Here is a 15956-nt window from a genome sequence, read left to right on the forward strand (position 1 = left end):
TGACCGGTACCTCGTCAGACGTAGCCCCGGCGTTGCACGACGCCGAGGGCCGCGGCGCCGAGCGGGACGTTGAGCCAGAAGGTGAGCAGCCGGTAGATCAGTACCGCCGAGGTGGCCGGGCCCGCCGCCATACCGAGGGCGGTCAGACCGGCGATGAGACCGGCTTCGAGGGCACCGAGACCGCCGGGCACGGGAGCAGCACTGGCGATCAACCGGGCCGCCATGTATGCGGCGCCGACCTGGACGACGGGCAGGTCACCACCGAGCGCATGGACCGACAGGCCGAGCCCGAGAATCTGGATGAGAGGCAGGCCCAGAGCACCGACGACGCCGATCGCGAGCTTGGCGGGGTCGGACGCGATCCCGGCCATGGTCGATCCGGCCGCGCGCAGGAACGGCCACACCTTTTCGCGCAGGAAACGGCGGCCCGGTGGAGTGAAGGCCAGCAGGCCCCCTGCCGCGAGCGTCAGGGCGATGGCGGGCAGGGCGTACCGGCCAGCGGGCAGGTTCACGTGAAGGCCGCGGCCGTGCCTTCCCGCCCAGGCGAAGAACACCGCGGCGACAACGGCGTTGGAGAGCGCGCCGGCCAGACTCTGAAGCCCGACGGAGGCCGTCGCGGCCCCGGTCTCGATGCCCGTCTTCTGCAGGAAGCGCAGGTTGAGGGCCATCCCGCCGACGTTGCTCGGGGTGATCCGGTTCAGGAACGAACTGGCGAACTGAACCTCGTACGTCGGTCCGAATGGCAACCGGTCGGGGATCGTGCCGAGTTGGAGACAGGTCGAGAACGCCTGCGAGATGAAGGTGACGGGCACGACGGCGAGCACCCACCACCAGTTGGCGGAGCGCAGCGCGTCCACGGCGGCCCCGGCGTTGGCGAACTGCGGCAGTACAAGGTGCAGGACCAGGAATGCGCCGACAAGCCCCAGGACCTTCTTCCAGGTGAGGCGGGCAAGGGGCGCGGGTGAGGTGGGTGGAGCTCCGGTGGCGGCCGTCACCTCGGCGGCTAGATCCCGCAGCAGACTCGGTCTACCGCCGGGACGCAGCATCCGCCGCCCCCCGCCTGCGCGAGCGGCCCGCGCGGCTTCCTGGTCGTACCGGGCGACGGCACGCCGGGCCGGGCCGATCAGCGCGAGCGGCTGGAGGTAGGGCAGGGCGGTCGCCAGCAGCTCCGGTCCGAGGCCGGCGAGCGCGCTCACGGTGGCGCGGTGGGGGCCGACCCGTATCCCGGTCGTCGCCAGCAATTCGGCGATATCGCTGCCGAGCACATCGGGCAGAGCATTGAGCTGGGCGCGCGCGAACGCGGTGAGCCGGGACACGCCACCCGGTTCGACGAGGAGGTGCTCCGGGCGCAGTGCCCGATGGCCCAATCGGTGTTCCTGGAGGCGGGCCACGGACGTCCACACCGCGATGAGCAGCTCATCGGTCAGGGCCTCGTCCGTCAGCGCGGACAGCGGGCGGGCACCCGTATCGACCGTCGCCACGAGCGCGCCGCCCCCGGCCACCGGATACGCCATCACGGGCTCGTCCACCCGGGCCCCGGTACGGGCCGCGAAGACGATCATGAGCAGTTCGTGCTCGGCCGCCCCCAGCGGTGACTGCGCGCCCGCGTCGGCCGGGTGGTGCAGCAGCGTCCGTCGGGCAAGCCGGTGGAACAGATCACGGTTGTGGTCCTCGGCGGCCAGCACCCGTACCGCCAGCCGAGAACCGGAGGTGGTCTCGGCATGGTAGAGGGTGCCCTCGCCGGGACGCTGGTCGTCCGAGGGCAGCTCACGCAAGGTGGCGACCGGGATTCCGCTGGCGACCAGCGCGTCGGCGACCGCCTCCGCCGCCGGCCGGTCCGTCGGAGCCCCGCCCAGCAAGAGCACGGCCGACCCCGCCGCGCCCCCGACGGCCAGTGCGGCGACGGCATCCAGTGGCACGAGCGCGGCGGCGGCGGCGCTCAGAACCGCGCACGCGGCGGTCAGCGACCACAACGCCCGCCGTACGCGGGGCCCCAGCCATGGGCCCGCCCCGACGACCGCCGCCGCGCAGGCGGCCAGGTACACCGCCGACGGCCAGCCAGCGCGCACCAGAGCGCCCCGGCCCGCCAAAACCTCCGGCCACAGATCCGGCCTGCTGCGCGCTAGCGCGAGATGCGTGAGGGACCATGCGGCCAGTGCGCCCAACACCGCCGCGGGTACGACCCGCTGAACCGGGTCGATCCGCCGCCGCACACCCCACAGTGCCAGTGCGGCGGTCGGCGCGAGCAGGGCGATCCCCTGCACCGCTCCCACGAGACCGTCGCGCAGATCGGGCGGCAACGCGGTCGCCGTGGTCAGCAGTCCCTGTTGAACCGTCCGGGCGACATCGCGCGTAGCGACCGCCAGCAGGACGGTCGCCAGGAGCGCGCTGAGGGACACCAGCAGCCGCCACAGATCGGCCGCCCGGCGGACGGCATGCAGCGGCGGAGCGTCGATCACGGGCGCCGGCAGGCCTTCCGATGTGCCTGCGGCGTCCGAAGTCAGGTGTATCCGATGGCCTTCGATCACGGCCGACCGCCCATCAGATCGCGCTGCTCAGCACGAACGCCATCCGGATCCCGGCGCCTGCGGGAACCACGAGGGCGGCCACGACCTGGAGCAAACCAGTGGTGACGGCTCATGCGCTCACCGATATGGTCAGAACGCAGGCCGTGATATCGGACCGGGCCGGAGTACCCAGGACGAACGGGCACGGCTTTGATCATGTCAACTCCTCGTCGGCGGCCTGAGAGCCGGGATGCGGCGCCAGTGCCGCCCTTGAGGCGTCGTCCCCCGCTCGACGACAGCGATGCTCTCACCGGGAGGCGGGTCGGACTTCGGTCACCTGACTGCAGTGCCGCATGACCGTCCCGCGCTGTACGCGAGCCGGCCTGATCCGCCTCTCGGGGTGAAGTACCGAGCGCAGTCGGATGACGGATCACCAGCCAGGCCGGTCGTTCTAGCGTTCACGGTGGACAACACGACCTCCAGCAAGGTCAGGCGCACACCCCGTGCATCCCTCGTCTCGTATCAAGAACGAGGCGACACCCTCACAAGTGGGAGATCATCATGCTCAGTTCGCCCAACGCACTGCTCTGGCGCGGTCTGCTGGCGGTCGCCATCGGAGTGGTCGCCGTGGCCTGGCCCGGCATCACCATCGGCGCCGTCGTCATCCTGTTCGCCGTGTACGCGTTCGTAGGCGCGGCGCTGGACGGCGCGCGGGCCTTCAGCAGCGACCGGGTGGGCCCGGTCTTCGGCTGGTTGCTCCTCGCCCTGCTGTCGGTCGTCGCCGGTGTGGTCGCGTTGGCCTGGCCCGGCATCACCGCGATGGCCCTCACGATCTGGATCGGCGCATGGGCCCTGGCGACGGGGGCCATGGAGATCGTCCTGGCCTTCCAACGCGGGGAAAAGCCGGGCGAGCGGGCCCTGTTCGTGCTGAGCGGCCTGGTGTCCATCGCCCTGGCCTTCGTGCTGTTCGTCCGGCCGGACATCGGCGCGGTCTCGCTGGCCACCGTCTTCGGCCTGTTCAGCATCTTCTACGGCACCTCCGGCATCATCGCGTCCTTCCAGGAACGCCACTTCCTCAAGAACGCCGGCGGTGCGGAGCCGGTCGGAGTCTGAGCGGGGGCAGGCTGTCCCCATCCAGCGGTTGACCCGGGCGGGCGCCCGGTCGTGTCTCACCACGACCGGGCGCCCGCCCGGGTTCTCGTCCTCCCGGACGTCGGATCAGGACGTCGGATGAGACGTCGGTCAGAGGGGGAGTTGCGGCCGCAGGCGCCTCGCGATGTCCACGACGCGCCGGGCCTGGAAGTCCATGGCGGCCAGTTCGGTCCGGCCGGGCGGGATCTCGCCGTTCTGGAAGACGTGACTGGTGCCGTAGGGGTTGCCTGCCTGGAACTGGATGGGGTCGGCATAGCCGGGAGCGACGATGATCGAGCCCCAGTGGTAGAAGGTGTTGTTGATCGCCAGGATCGTCGACTCCTGGCCACCGTGTGCAGTCCCGGAGGCGGTGAACGAGGAACAGATCTTGTTCACCAGCCGTCCCTGGGCCCACAGCGGCCCGGTGGTGTCGATGAACTGCTTGAGCTGGGCAGCAGGCAGTCCGTATCGGGTGGGTGAGCCGAGCAGGATCGCGTCGGCCCACTCCAGGTCGTCGAGGGCCGCGACGGGTATGTGCTGAGTGGCGGCCCGGTGGTCGGTCCAGCCCTGGTTGGCGGCGACGGCCTCGTCCGGCGCCAGTTCGTGCACCTTCCGCAGCCGTACCTCGGCACCCGCCTTCTCGGCGGCCGTCGCCGCTGCCTTGGCGAGTTCGAAGACGGTCCCGGTGGACGAGTAGTAGATGACAGCCACGTTTACCGCAGAGTCCACAACTGCTCCTTGAGTGCGAAGCGGAATGGGGTGGTCTCCACGCTCCCGCCGCTCCGGGATCCCGGCGTCCGTCATCTGACTGAGCCTCGATCCACCGACCGATGCCTGTGGATGACGCTTGGGAAAATGAAGAAGTGCCTTGTGACCTGCGATGATGGGAGTTCTTCACGTTTCCAGCACGCACAATCAGCAAGGCACTTCCGAGATGCAAGTTTCCCATACGCCAGCGGCGGTCTCCGCTGCGTTCGATGACCCGAATCTGATCGCGCATGCCGGGCTGGTCCCGGTGATGCGGCTGGCCGAGCGGTGTGGTCTGCCGCGACTGGTGACGGAGAAGGTCAAGTTGACCGGGGTGACGAACGGCGCGGGTGCGGCGGCGGACGCGAAGGTCACCAGCATTGTGGCCGGGATGGTCGCGGGTGCGGACAGCATCGACGACCTCGACGTCCTGCGGCACGGTGCGATGCCGACCATGTTCGGCGGCATTCGTGCCCCCTCCACGCTCGGCACTTTCCTGCGCGCGTTCACCCACGGCCATGCCCTCCAACTCCACGCCGTGCACAGGAGGTTCCTGGGTGCGCTGGCCGCGCATACCCCACTGCTGCCCGGGGCCGACCAGATGGCGTTCATCGATGTCGACTCCACCCACAAACGCGTATACGGCCGCACCAAGCAGGGCGCCGAGTACGGCCGGTTCAAAGGCATCCGCACCCCCGGGTTCGACAGTTGTGGGCCGGTTTTGGGCACGGGATCGAATGAAGGTGCAGGTCAGGACGGTCTCCGGGTCGCGAGACCCGTGAAAGCCCTAGTGACACGATTCGCGTGATCACACTGCGTTGACCTGCGAACAAGTGTGTATCGTCTAGCCACGTGTATGTGCGTACGTCCTCGCGGAGGAACAAGTCCGGGCAAGTGGTGCGGTACCTCCAGCTCGCCCACAACGAGTGGGACCCGGCCGCGGGGGTGTCGCGTACCAAGGTGCTGCACTCCTTCGGCCGCGAGGACGAGATCGACCGCGACGCCATCGAGCGTCTGGTCACCGCGCTGACCCGGCTGCTGGACCCGGCCCGCGCCGCCGCGCTGACCGGCCCGGCCGAACTCGCCTTCACCGAGGCCCGCCCGCTCGGCGGCACCCACGTCCTGGACGGACTGTGGCACCGGCTCGGCCTGGACCAGGTGATGCGCCGCCAGCTAACCGGCCGCCGCCTGGACCCACGCGTGGAGCGGGTGCTGTTCGCACTGGTCGCCAACCGGGCCCTGGACGCCTCCAGCAAGCTCGCCGCCACCGACTGGATCAGCCACGATGTCCACATCGAGGGCCTGCCCGCCATCGACGAACAGTCCTGCTACCGGGCCATGGACTGGCTGCTCCAGATAGAACCGGCCTTGGCCAAGGAGGCGTACTTCCAGGTCACCGACCTGCTCAACCTGGAAGTGGACCTGCTGTTCTTCGACACCACCAGCACCTACTTCGAGACCGAGGACGCCGACGAACCCGTCCCCCGCGACGCCGACGGCCGCCGCCTGCCCGAGGACGCGGACCCCGAACTCATCGACAAGGAACGGGGGTTCCGCGCCTTCGGGAAGTCCAAGGACTCCCGCGACGACCTGCCCCAGGTCGTCGTCGGCATGGCCGTCACCCGCGACGGCATCCCGGTGCGCGTGTGGTCATGGCCCGGTTCGACCGCGGACAGCGACCTGATCCGCCAGGTCAAACGCGACCTGCGCGAGTGGTCCCTCTCCCGCGTCGTGTGGGTCGCCGACCGCGGCTTCACCTCCGCCGCCAACCGCCGCGCGCTCATGCAAGGAGGCGGCGGCTACATCATCGGCGAGAAGCTCCGCTCCGGCTCCGCCGAGGTCAAGGCCGCCCTCGCCCGCCCCGGCCGCTACGCGACCGTCCGCGACAACATGCAGGTCAAGGAAGTCAACATCGGCTCCGACGACCGGTACATCATCTGCTTCAACCCCGATCAGGCCACCCGCGACGCCGCCATCCGCGCCCGCCTGGTCACCCAACTCGAAGAGGCCATCACCGGCACCGACAAGCTGAACGCGGCCGAACGCGCCCACCTGGCCGGGCAGTTGTCCACCAAACCAGGGATGAAGCGGTACCTGCGGACCACCCCCGGCGGCCTCCTGCGCATCGACAAGAAGAAGATCGCCGCAGAGGAGAAGCTCGACGGCAAGTACCTGCTGCGGTCCTCCGACCCAGAACTGTCCACCGAGGACATCGCCCTGGGATACAAGCAGCTTCTTGAGGTGGAACGAGGCTGGAGGGACATGAAGCAACTCCTGGACCTGCGCCCGGTCTACCATCGCCGCGAGGACCGCATCCGCGCCCACGTCCTGCTGTGCTGGCTCGCCCTGTTGCTGATCCGCGTCGCCGAGAACGCCACCGGCCAGACCTGGAACCGTCTGCGCGCCGAACTCCAGCGCCTGCAGGCCGCCACCTTCACCGGACCCGCCGGCACCTACCGCCAGACCTCCGAGCCCACCAAGCCCCAGCGCGACATCCTCACCGCCCTCAACCTCCCCGTGCCCAAGAAGGTCATCGAACTCACCGCAACGCGCTGACCAGCACGAACACCCGCGCCTAGTGACACGCGCCTTCAGCGCGCCCCCACGCGTTCCCGCAGGTCAGGCCGCACTTTCGTGTCCTAGGCACGACCCGTAACTGTCGAACCCGGGGCACCCTGCACCCACTGCTGGCCACGATCTGCACTCCACAGTCCCGGCCGGTGATCGCCGGGGTGCGGATGCGCCGCGGCAAGGCAGCCGACTCCCGCGGCGCCCCGAAGTTCGTCAGTGAGGCCCTGGCTACCGCCGCGGAGGCCGGCTGCACCGGCACCCGCATCCTGCGGGCGGACTCCCAGTTCTACAACGCCGGGGTGATCGCCGCCTGCCGCCGGGCCGGCGCCCACTTCTCGATCACCGCCGGCATGAACCCCTCCATCAAGCGGGCCATCCTCGCCATCCCCGACCAGGCATGGCGGCAGATCACCTACCCGACCGCGGTGCCCGACCCCGAGACGGGGGAACTCATCTCGGACGCCGAAGTCGCCGAGATACCCGCCTACACCGCGTTCGCCGGCCGCAAGAAGACGGAGCGGGTCACCGCCCGGCTGATCGTGCGCCGGGTCCGCGACCTGGCCAAACCCGCGGTCGTGGGAGAGCAGGGCGAGCTCTTCCCCGCCTGGCGCTACCACCCGTTCTTCACCGACAACCCCGCCCCCACCCTCCAGGCCGAACGGGAACACCGCCACCACGCCGTCATCGAGCAGGTCATCGCGGACAGCAAAGCCTCTGCCATGGCCCACCTGCCGTCCGGGCACTTCCACGCCAACGCCGCCTGGCTGACCCTGTGGGCCATGGCCTACAACCTCCTGCGGGCCACCGGCGCACTGACCTCCGCCTTCCACGCCAAGGCCACCACCGCCACCCTCCGCGCCCACCTGATCCACGTCCCGGCCCGCCTCGCCCGCTCCGCCCGGCGCATCACCCTGCACCTTCCGCACAACTGGCGCTGGCAGCACGCCTGGACACACCTCTTCGACACCGTCCACGCCCCGCCCGAACCCGGCTGACAGTCCCTGCCCACCCCGCCCGCCAGGGCCCGACCGGAACCGAACCGTGGAAAAGCTGAGCAGACCAGCGGATACCACCTGCCCAGACACAGACACCGACCCGAAACCCGCTCAAAAACCGGTCAGAAGATCCATTCCAGGCCACGTCGGTGGATCAAGGCTGAGGCCGAGACTGCAGCATCCGCAAGAGGCCGCCGGTGCGGCGTCCCGAGGGTGCGGGTCGGCGACGCGGAGCGCACGCGACTTCCCGCCGTCGCCCAGTCAGCTCCGGCGCATGATCCATTCGCGTGCTTCCTCCGTCAGCCCACCCCAGATTCCATATCGTTCCCGACGACTGATCGCGTACTGCTGGCATGGAGTCAACGCCGGGCAACGGCAACACAGTTCGAGTGCGCGTTCAACGGCGGCCCGCTCGTTGGGAAGGGGAAAAAATGTCTCGACATCGGCACCTCGGCAGGAGGCCCGCTGCCGCCAAGCCGTCGTCGGCGCCATGGTGATACCCGGGATCAGCGCGTTCGTCTCCGCTGCCGACATGTGTGTGGTCACGATGGGGAACTCCCTCGGAAGTCGGCGGCAATCCGCCGTATCGGTCCGTTCGGCGCCACCGTAGGGATGCCTTGCGGGAACGGGCTTGCGTGGAATGACTGAACGTCGTTCGTACATCCGGGACGCCTCTTTGGCGGTCTTCTTTCACCGTTTCGTCGCCTTGCTGACCTTCGCGGGGTCGACCGCACACTCCTCCGATGCGGTCCTTCGCAGCGATCACCGCGGCCAGTTGGCCATTGACAAACTGAAGCTCTGTCGTCCGGGCCAGTTCTCTGCACTTCGCAAGTCCAGCCTCATGTGACACCGGAGCGATGCCTCCGCGCACAGCCCACTGGGTGCTGGTCGGGCAGGTCGGGGTAACCGGAAGATCACGATCTGGAACTGACCACTCAGGCAGGGATCCTTCGGCTGCACCGACGCGTCGAACCACCACCATGGCCGGGCGCACGGCTGCCTGCCCGCGCCAGTCACGTCCGACTCGGAGGGCCGCGTTGCTCCAGCGACAGCACCGACTGGGCCATTCCCCTTAGCCTCGATCCACCGGTCGGCTTTGAAGGGGTGTGTCAATTTAACGGCTGATCTTGGTTGTTGAGCGGTCAGTTGTTGCTCGGGGTCAGGCGGCCCTCGAAGGCGATCTGGAAGGCGTTGAGTGGGGCCTTCCAGCGCATGGTCCACCGCTTGCGGCCCTTCCCGGTCGGGTCCAGGCTCATCAGCGCCATGTAGATGCACTTGAGGGCGGCGGCCTCGTTGGGGAAGTGTCCGCGGGCGCGAACGGCCTTGCGTATGCGGGCGTTGACGCTCTCGATCGCGTTCGTGCTGCAGATGACCTTGCGTATCTCGACGTCGAAGGAGAGGAAGGGCACGAACTCGGCCCAGGCGTCCGACCACAGCTTCACGATCGCTGGATACTTCTGGCCCCAGGACTCCTGGAACTCCAGGAACCGCTCCGTCGCCGCGTCCTCGCTGGGAGCGGTGTAGACGGGCTTGAGGGCCTTGGCAACCTTGTCCCAGTCCTGGCGGGCGGCGTAACGGAACGAATTCCGCAGCAGGTGAACCACACACGTTTGGACAATCGTGCGAGGCCAGACGGTCTCCACGGCCTCGGGGAGGCCCTTGAGTCCGTCGCAGACCAGCATCAGCACGTCGTCCAGGCCGCGGTTCTTCAACTCGGTGAACACGTGCAGCCAGTACTTCGCGCCCTCGCCGCCGTCACCGGCCCAGATGCCGAGGATGTCGCGGGTGCCGTCCACGGTCACGGCCATCACGACGTAGATGGGGCGGTTCGCGACCTGACCGTCGCGGATTTTGACATTGATAGCGTCCACGAACAGGACCGGATAGACGCGGTCGAGCGGCCGGTTCTGCCATTCGGCCATGCCGTCCATCACCTTGTCAGTGATGGTGGAGATGGTCTGCTTGGACACCTCGGCGCCGTACACCTCGGCGAGATGAGCCGATATCTCCCCGTGGGTGAGACCCTTCGCGGACAGGGACAGCACCATCTCGTCGACACCGGTCAGGCGGCGCTGCCGCTTCTTGACGATCTGCGGCTCGAAGCTGCCGGCGGTGTCGCGGGGCACCTTCACCTCCACCGGACCGATGTCGGTCAGTACGGTCTTCGCCCGGGTGCCGTTGCGGCTGTTGCCGTTGTTCTTCCCGGCCGGATCGTGCTTCTCGTAGCCGAGGTGATCGGTGATCTCGCCTTCCAGGGCGGACTCCAGCACCCGCTTGGTCAGCATCTGCAACAGCCCGCCCTCGCCAGTCAGTTGCAGTCCCTCACTACGTGCCCGGTCAACGAGCATCGCGACGAGCTGTTCGTCCGACGCGGCCGATGGCGTCGCATTGCCTGCCGACTCCTCCACGGACCCTTGCTCCATCGTCATCTCGCTCACGTGGCGTCTCTCCCTTGATCAGCAGATCCGCCGTTGATTAGACACTCCCCCAGCCGTCGTCACCCAATGGATCAACGAGGCACAGAGAGACAAGGAGGCGGGGCGGAAGAAGCTGGACGCGCTCCCCGCCGTCACTCGAAAAAAGCAATCCCCGCTCGGCGCAAAACAGATCCGAGAGATGACCGAGAGTCTTGGACGCATTGCACAGCTACGGCAGCTGTAGTTCTTGATCGGTAGGTCGTCGATGCTGGTCAGTGCGGTGGAGGGGTGCCTGCGAGCATGGGTACGGCCACCGTGATCATGAACGTTTGTGACGACGTATCAGGAGCAGGTGGCCGTGGAGGCCACGATAGCCGAGCAGGCATGGATGACGGCGCTGGGGGCGGTGATCGAAGAGATCGCGGACTGTTTCGGGCGCCGTGAACCCCGAGCCCTGGCACGGGAGATGTGCGAGGCGATGCTGATGGAGCTGGACACCCGCAACTGCTGGACCCTTGCCGAGGCCCTCGGGCACGGCGGTCCGCATCGGCTGCAGCACTTCCTGTCCCGCGCTTCGGTCGATCACGATCTGGCCCGGGACCGGATCGCGGCCTGGACAGCAGGTGAACTCGCCGACCCGGACGCGGTGTTGATCGTGGATGAGACCGGTGACGAGAAATCCTCCACGGACTGCGTCGGTGCGGCCCACCAGTACTCCGGTGCGCTCGGCGGCCTCGGCCTGTGCCAGGTCGCGGTCCACCTCACCTACGCGAGCCGCACCGGGCACGCCCCGATCGACCGGGCCCTCTACCTCGGCAGGGAGTGGGTCGCCGACGAGGAACGCCGCCTGCTCACCCACGTCCCGGACGACATCGAGTTCGCCACCAAGCCCCAGCAGGCCGCCGTCATGCTGCAGCGTGCCCGCGACCTGGGCATACAGGCACGGTGGCTTGCCGGCGACGAGGTCTACGGCGGCCGTGAGCTGCGACAGGCCGCCCGCGCACTCGCCTTCGACTACGCCCTGGCCGTCCGCACCGATCACCGTGTGGACACCGCCGTCGGCCGCCTGACCGTCACCGACCTCGCGGCCCGGGTCCCGAAGAAGAGCTGGATGCGCCTGCGCACCGGCCACGGCCTGAAGGGCGACCGCCACTACGACTGGGCCGTGCTCGGCATCCGCCCCGACGACACCCCCGACGGACACCGGCCCGGGCACGCCGCCGTCCTGGTGCGCCGTCACCGCTACACCCGTGAACTCTCCTTCTACCGCTGCCATTCCGCCGCCCCGGTCACTCTGGCCGATCTTGTGGACGTGGTGTGCCGCAGGTGGCGCGTCGAGGAGGACTTCCAGATGGCCAAGGGCGTCTGCGGCCTCGACCAGGGCCAGACCACCTGCTGGAACTCCTGGATGCGCTGGACCTTGATCAGCATGCTCGCCGCCGCCGTCCTGGCCGTCGCCCGCGCCCGCACCACCACGGCCACCACGAGCAGCGAGCTCGTCCCGCCCAGCGGCCGCGAACTCCTCCGACTCCTGCGGATCACAGTCCTGCCCCGCCCCCGACGCGAACGCGACCACCTCCTGCACTGGTCAGCCTGGCGTCGCCACCACCAACACCAAGCCGCCCAAGCCCACCGCAGATGGAACAACATCACTGCCACAGCAACGACTTGACCAGCACCGATGCATCACCGATCAAGAACTACAGCTGCCGTGACAGCGCATCCATGCAGTCCACGCCGACAAGAAAGGGCCGCTCTACGAAGCCTTGGGCATCACAATCAGCTACGAACATGCAACGAGGACCGCGACCGTAAGGTCGAGGCCCTCGTCACCATATCGTCAGTGGTTGTGGGTCGTTCACGAGATCCTCTGACCATGCACAGCGCACCTAATTGGTCACAAGCATCCCGCCGACCACAAGATCACTCCCCGAGATCATGCACGTGCATGTTTGTAATACTCTGCGATGACGCCGAGATCTGCGGGTCCGCTTCCGGGAGCGGACCACGTCTCAATCCCGCCCTAACCTCGGGCCTTCGCGAAGCGGACTGTCCGGTAGGTGATCAGGGAAGTAGAAATTGCCTCAGCCCAGCAAGAATGAGGATTACTCAGTAGGGTCGGGGACTGGCGCGGTGGCCTGTGAGGGCTCCGTTTCCAGCCCCCGCCCGTCAAACCGCGCATGCGCTTCTCACGCACACGGCTTACCGACATCGTTCAGCGGCTGGCATGCGCTGCCACCCTGCGTACGTTCCCGGACAGGCGGAACACCCCGAGCCGGTTGAACCACGCGCCGTCATGGCGCTTGCCCCAACTGCGGCCGGGGATTGCATGCTTGCGACTGTCGAAGATCGCGAGCCGCTCGTGCACGTAGCTGTCGATCGTGGAGAACTTCCCGGCCGAGTTGCCCCAGCGGAAGTACGCCGCCCAGCCCCGCAGTACGGGGTTGAGGTCGGCGACCACGGCCGCCAGCGGCCGTCCCACCTGGCGTCGGTAGGTGGCCGCGCGGCTCTTGTCCCGCAGCACCCCCATCGCCCGCTTGGGGCAAGACGCCGTGGAGCCGTTCGTGTCCGTCGCTCACGACGCCCAGAAGCGCACCGGCATGCACGTGCGCCAGGCGCTACGGGGCAGGACCGGCCAAGCATTCACGACCAAGGACGTGCGTAGTTGGCTGATGAATCAGGGCGAGAACGTGCCGCATGCCGGGCGCCTGTCCAACGAGCAAATCAAACGGTACGAGGAAGCTCACGGACTGTAGCTATAACCGAGCGGCTGCTGAGGGGCGAGGGTATCCATCTCCTCGGCCCTTTCTGTTTACCGGACATGTGCCTTTTCCGTGCGCCCAGCAGACCGGAGGTTGCTCGTGTAGACGCTTCGAGGGTCCGTGCGCGAGCACGGTGATCTCTGTCGTGGCCCTCACGATTCCGCCCGCCATGGCATTCACTCAGCGTGACAGCAGGTCAGCCCGACAGCCCCGGCGCACCGCCTGAATCCGAAGACCCCGTATGGCTTCGACCAGCGGCTGTTCCCGCTCGAGATCCGGACGCAGCCAAGCGAAACGGCTGGCTGATAGCCAGATCTTGACGGCCACGCTGTCGTCCAACTACAGGCTACTTGCCGCAGCCACTGTGCTCGTCCAGGTGGATCCACTGGAGACTGCCGCCGGGAGTAGAAGACCCGGTTCTGATGGGTGACAAGCCCAACGCTGCCCGTTGCCTGGACCTCTTCGTGCAGCGGCGCCCGTACCACTACGGCGAGTCGGGTGCCGCCGTGCAGAGGCCGAGAGCTGGTCTCCCGGAGCACCCACCGAGGGTGGTCGGTCATTCATTGAGGGTGTCGATGTGTACTTCCTCCATCGCAGGTGCGTCCCCTCGGGCAATTGCGGCGTCCACTCCCACCCCAAAGATCTTCGTGACTGGTTTGGTGGTCAGGCTGGGGTGGGGATCCAGGCGCCTCGGCCGTCGAAGAGTCGGGTGATGGTGTCGAGCAGGTTGCGGCCCTGCTTGGCGGCGGTAGATAGGTAGCCGCGCACGGCGAAGAAGCGCTCGGCTCCGGGTGCCGTGCGCCAGCCGCCGGAGATCTTCTGCTGGATCTTGGCCATCCGGATGGCCTGCTCGCTGGTGTTGTTGTCGAAGGGCACCCGCCAGTCGAAGGCGAACCGGAGCACCTGGTGGCTTTCGGTGTCGAGGCGGTCGAGCAGGTTCGCGGCCTTGTCCCGTTTGCGGCGTGGTTCGCCGGGGGCGCGGGGCGGGTGCAGGGTCCGTCCGGCGGCGATGATCTCCTCGTAGCGGGCGGTGAGGCGTTCGAGGGCGTCGACGGTGAAGCCGGTGGCGTGAGGGTGCGCGGTCTGGATGTTCTTGATCTCGTCCCAGGTGTCCACCAGCAGCGCGGCCAGCTCTTCGGCCCAGTCCTCGGGGTGGCCGGCAGGCGCGTTGTCCACGACGGAGGCCAGTTCGCGCAGGTGGTGGGCATTGCATAGGGCGTGGACCGCGTCGGTGTACGTCTTGTAGGGCTTCCAGCCGTCGTGGACCGCGATGCCGGTGAAGTGCGGTAGGACGCCCATGGCTTCGAACGCCTTCACGCCGCGCTTCGTGTGGACCTGGTAGAGCGTCAGCGAGCGGGTGCAGGCGGTGTGTACCCAGCAGGTGCGCCCCGCGATCCGGGTGCCGGTCTCGTCGAAGCCGACCACCTCGCACTCGATGAGTTGCTGCCGCACGGCCTCGGTGTGCGGGGCGACTGCCTCGGCGGCCTGCCCGGCCCACCCGAGCAGAGTCGCGGTGGCCACATCCGCGTCCAGGCAGTCGGCCAGCAGTTCGGCGCACCGCTCATAGGGCAGGTGCTGGCGAGTGAGCAGGTAGACCGCCAGGCTCTTCAGCCGCGGCCCGTACTGGGCCGGGGCGGCGGGGGCGTCGGAAGGGGTGGCGGCAGCGTTGACCTGCCCGCAGGCGCAGCGGCGGTGTTCGATGCGGTGCTCGGTCACCCGCAGGCGGATCTCGGGCAGGTCGAAGACCTGCCGCCGCTCGATGGAGACTACCTCGGCCCCGGTCAGGTCACCCGCGCAGCCCAGGCAGGCGGTCGGGGAATGGACCTCGATCGCGTCGGGCTCGTCGACCTGCATCAGCGCGCCCCCGGCGCCGCCGCGGGGCTTGCCCGGGCCTCGGCCCGAGGGCTTACGTAGCGACGTCGGCCTCGCCAGCCCGTCGCTGGACGGCGGCTTGGAGGAGTTCTTCGAGTTCATCCCCAGACGCCGCTTCAGCTCACCGTTCTCCGCGCGCAGCTCAGCGATCTCGGCCCGGGCGGCCGTCAGCTCGGCCCTCAACTCGCCAACGAGTGCAATCAGTTCCGCGTAGCTCGGCAGCGGCGGGGTGTCGGACACGAGATCCAATGATCAACGAGTTGGACGCCAAGATCAACTCAGTGCGCCAGGACCACCAAACCAGTTACAGATCTTCAAGCTCGACGTGATCGTCACCGTGGTGCCGGCCCGCCCTGGGGTTGCCACCGACTTCGGCTCCATAGACCAGGCGATTGGTGCCGGTTCGCGACCGTCGGTGCGCTCCAGCGTCAGGTCGAGCCACACTCTGGTGACCCTGGTCGAAGGCCTGTCGCTCTGGTGCACCGAGAGGTTGAGCACGCCGCGGCTTTTTTCAAGATCTCGATGGTTTGCTGCTGTTCGCGGTTCTCCCGCCGCAGACGGCGAAGCTCTTCCTTCTCGTCACTGGTCAGCGCGCCCGCCGGCCCCCGACCCCGGTCGGACTTGTCCTGGTTCACCCAGTTCCGCAGCCCCTCCGGGCTCACGCCGATCTCCCGGGTGACCTCGGTGACCGTCTTCCCTGACGAATAGACCAGCGCGACCGCGTCCCTCTTGAACTCGGCCGTGTACCGCTTGCTCGTGTTGCTCTTCTTACTCACTACCTGGAACTGCTTCCTCTGGGACCTTCCGTCCCAGTATCAGGCTGTCCAGCTCAGAGGGGGAACCTCAGTCCCGCCTAATGGGACGTGCCGGGTCGGTGAGACTCGGTGCCGTAGCCGCCAGCAGGTGAACACTTCAACCGCCGGAAGCATCCGACTTCTGTGGTCAGACCGTGCC

At 68.0% G+C, this 15956-nt stretch carries 12 protein-coding genes and 1 pseudogene; 6 read left to right on the top strand and 7 right to left on the bottom strand.

The window, feature by feature from the left end:
- Positions 1-14: 14 nt before the first annotated feature.
- Positions 15-2459, bottom strand: coding sequence for a lysylphosphatidylglycerol synthase transmembrane domain-containing protein (locus ACQEXA_RS13430; protein ID WP_433129963.1), 2445 nt, complete (start codon positions 2457-2459; stop codon positions 15-17).
- A gap of 609 nt (positions 2460-3068) precedes the next feature.
- Between ACQEXA_RS13430 and ACQEXA_RS13435 the strand changes: the two genes are divergently transcribed.
- Positions 3069-3620: an HdeD family acid-resistance protein gene (locus ACQEXA_RS13435; RefSeq protein WP_433129965.1), complete on the top strand. Its 552-nt coding sequence runs from the start codon at positions 3069-3071 to the stop codon at positions 3618-3620.
- A gap of 129 nt (positions 3621-3749) precedes the next feature.
- On the opposite strand, the gene wrbA is transcribed toward ACQEXA_RS13435, so the two are convergent.
- On the bottom strand, positions 3750-4367 hold the full coding sequence (wrbA, locus tag ACQEXA_RS13440; RefSeq protein WP_433129967.1) for an NAD(P)H:quinone oxidoreductase: 618 nt from the start codon (positions 4365-4367) through the stop codon (positions 3750-3752).
- Positions 4368-4572: 205 nt separating this feature from the next.
- Between wrbA and ACQEXA_RS13445 the strand changes: the two are divergent.
- From ACQEXA_RS13445 to ACQEXA_RS13455, 3 genes and pseudogenes are all read left to right on the top strand, one after another.
- Positions 4573-5067: pseudogene (locus tag ACQEXA_RS13445) on the top strand (IS1380 family transposase); the annotation flags it as partial.
- A 170-nt stretch (positions 5068-5237) separates the two neighbouring features.
- Entirely contained in the window at positions 5238-6941 is a 1704-nt protein-coding gene (locus ACQEXA_RS13450; protein ID WP_433129969.1) for an IS1634 family transposase, read from the top strand.
- Positions 6942-7072: 131 nt separating this feature from the next.
- Positions 7073-7951, top strand: coding sequence for an IS1380 family transposase (locus ACQEXA_RS13455; protein ID WP_433134549.1), 879 nt, complete (start codon positions 7073-7075; stop codon positions 7949-7951).
- Between the two features lie 261 nt (positions 7952-8212).
- Here the strand turns inward: ACQEXA_RS13455 and ACQEXA_RS13460 are convergent, their stop codons facing one another.
- Together ACQEXA_RS13460 and ACQEXA_RS13465 are read right to left on the bottom strand one after the other, a co-directional pair.
- Positions 8213-8614: a WhiB family transcriptional regulator gene (locus tag ACQEXA_RS13460; RefSeq protein ID WP_433129971.1), complete on the bottom strand. Its 402-nt coding sequence runs from the start codon at positions 8612-8614 to the stop codon at positions 8213-8215.
- 479 nt (positions 8615-9093) lie between these two features.
- Complete coding sequence (locus ACQEXA_RS13465) at positions 9094-10374, bottom strand: IS256 family transposase (protein WP_432938879.1); 1281 nt, start codon at positions 10372-10374, stop codon at positions 9094-9096.
- A 325-nt stretch (positions 10375-10699) separates the two neighbouring features.
- Here ACQEXA_RS13465 and ACQEXA_RS13470 point away from each other — a divergent pair, with 325 nt between their 5' ends.
- Positions 10700-12040: an IS701 family transposase gene (locus tag ACQEXA_RS13470; protein ID WP_433129973.1), complete on the top strand. Its 1341-nt coding sequence runs from the start codon at positions 10700-10702 to the stop codon at positions 12038-12040.
- A gap of 543 nt (positions 12041-12583) precedes the next feature.
- Here ACQEXA_RS13470 and ACQEXA_RS13475 read toward each other — a convergent pair.
- On the bottom strand, positions 12584-12898 hold the full coding sequence (locus tag ACQEXA_RS13475; RefSeq protein ID WP_433129975.1) for a group II intron maturase-specific domain-containing protein: 315 nt from the start codon (positions 12896-12898) through the stop codon (positions 12584-12586).
- A 34-nt stretch (positions 12899-12932) separates the two neighbouring features.
- Here ACQEXA_RS13475 and ACQEXA_RS13480 point away from each other — a divergent pair, with 34 nt between their 5' ends.
- Positions 12933-13124, top strand: coding sequence for a hypothetical protein (locus ACQEXA_RS13480; protein ID WP_433129977.1), 192 nt, complete (start codon positions 12933-12935; stop codon positions 13122-13124).
- A gap of 669 nt (positions 13125-13793) precedes the next feature.
- Here the strand turns inward: ACQEXA_RS13480 and tnpC are convergent.
- Positions 13794-15242: an IS66 family transposase gene (gene tnpC, locus ACQEXA_RS13485; protein ID WP_432920114.1), complete on the bottom strand. Its 1449-nt coding sequence runs from the start codon at positions 15240-15242 to the stop codon at positions 13794-13796.
- Positions 15243-15430: 188 nt separating this feature from the next.
- Positions 15431-15778 carry a transposase gene (locus ACQEXA_RS13490; RefSeq protein ID WP_433129979.1) on the bottom strand — a complete coding sequence of 116 codons (348 nt, stop codon included), beginning with the start codon at positions 15776-15778 and terminating at the stop codon, positions 15431-15433.
- Positions 15779-15956 lie beyond the last annotated feature (178 nt).

Source organism: Streptomyces sp. CA-106110 (genome assembly GCF_050936285.1).
GTDB lineage: Bacteria > Actinomycetota > Actinomycetes > Streptomycetales > Streptomycetaceae > Streptomyces.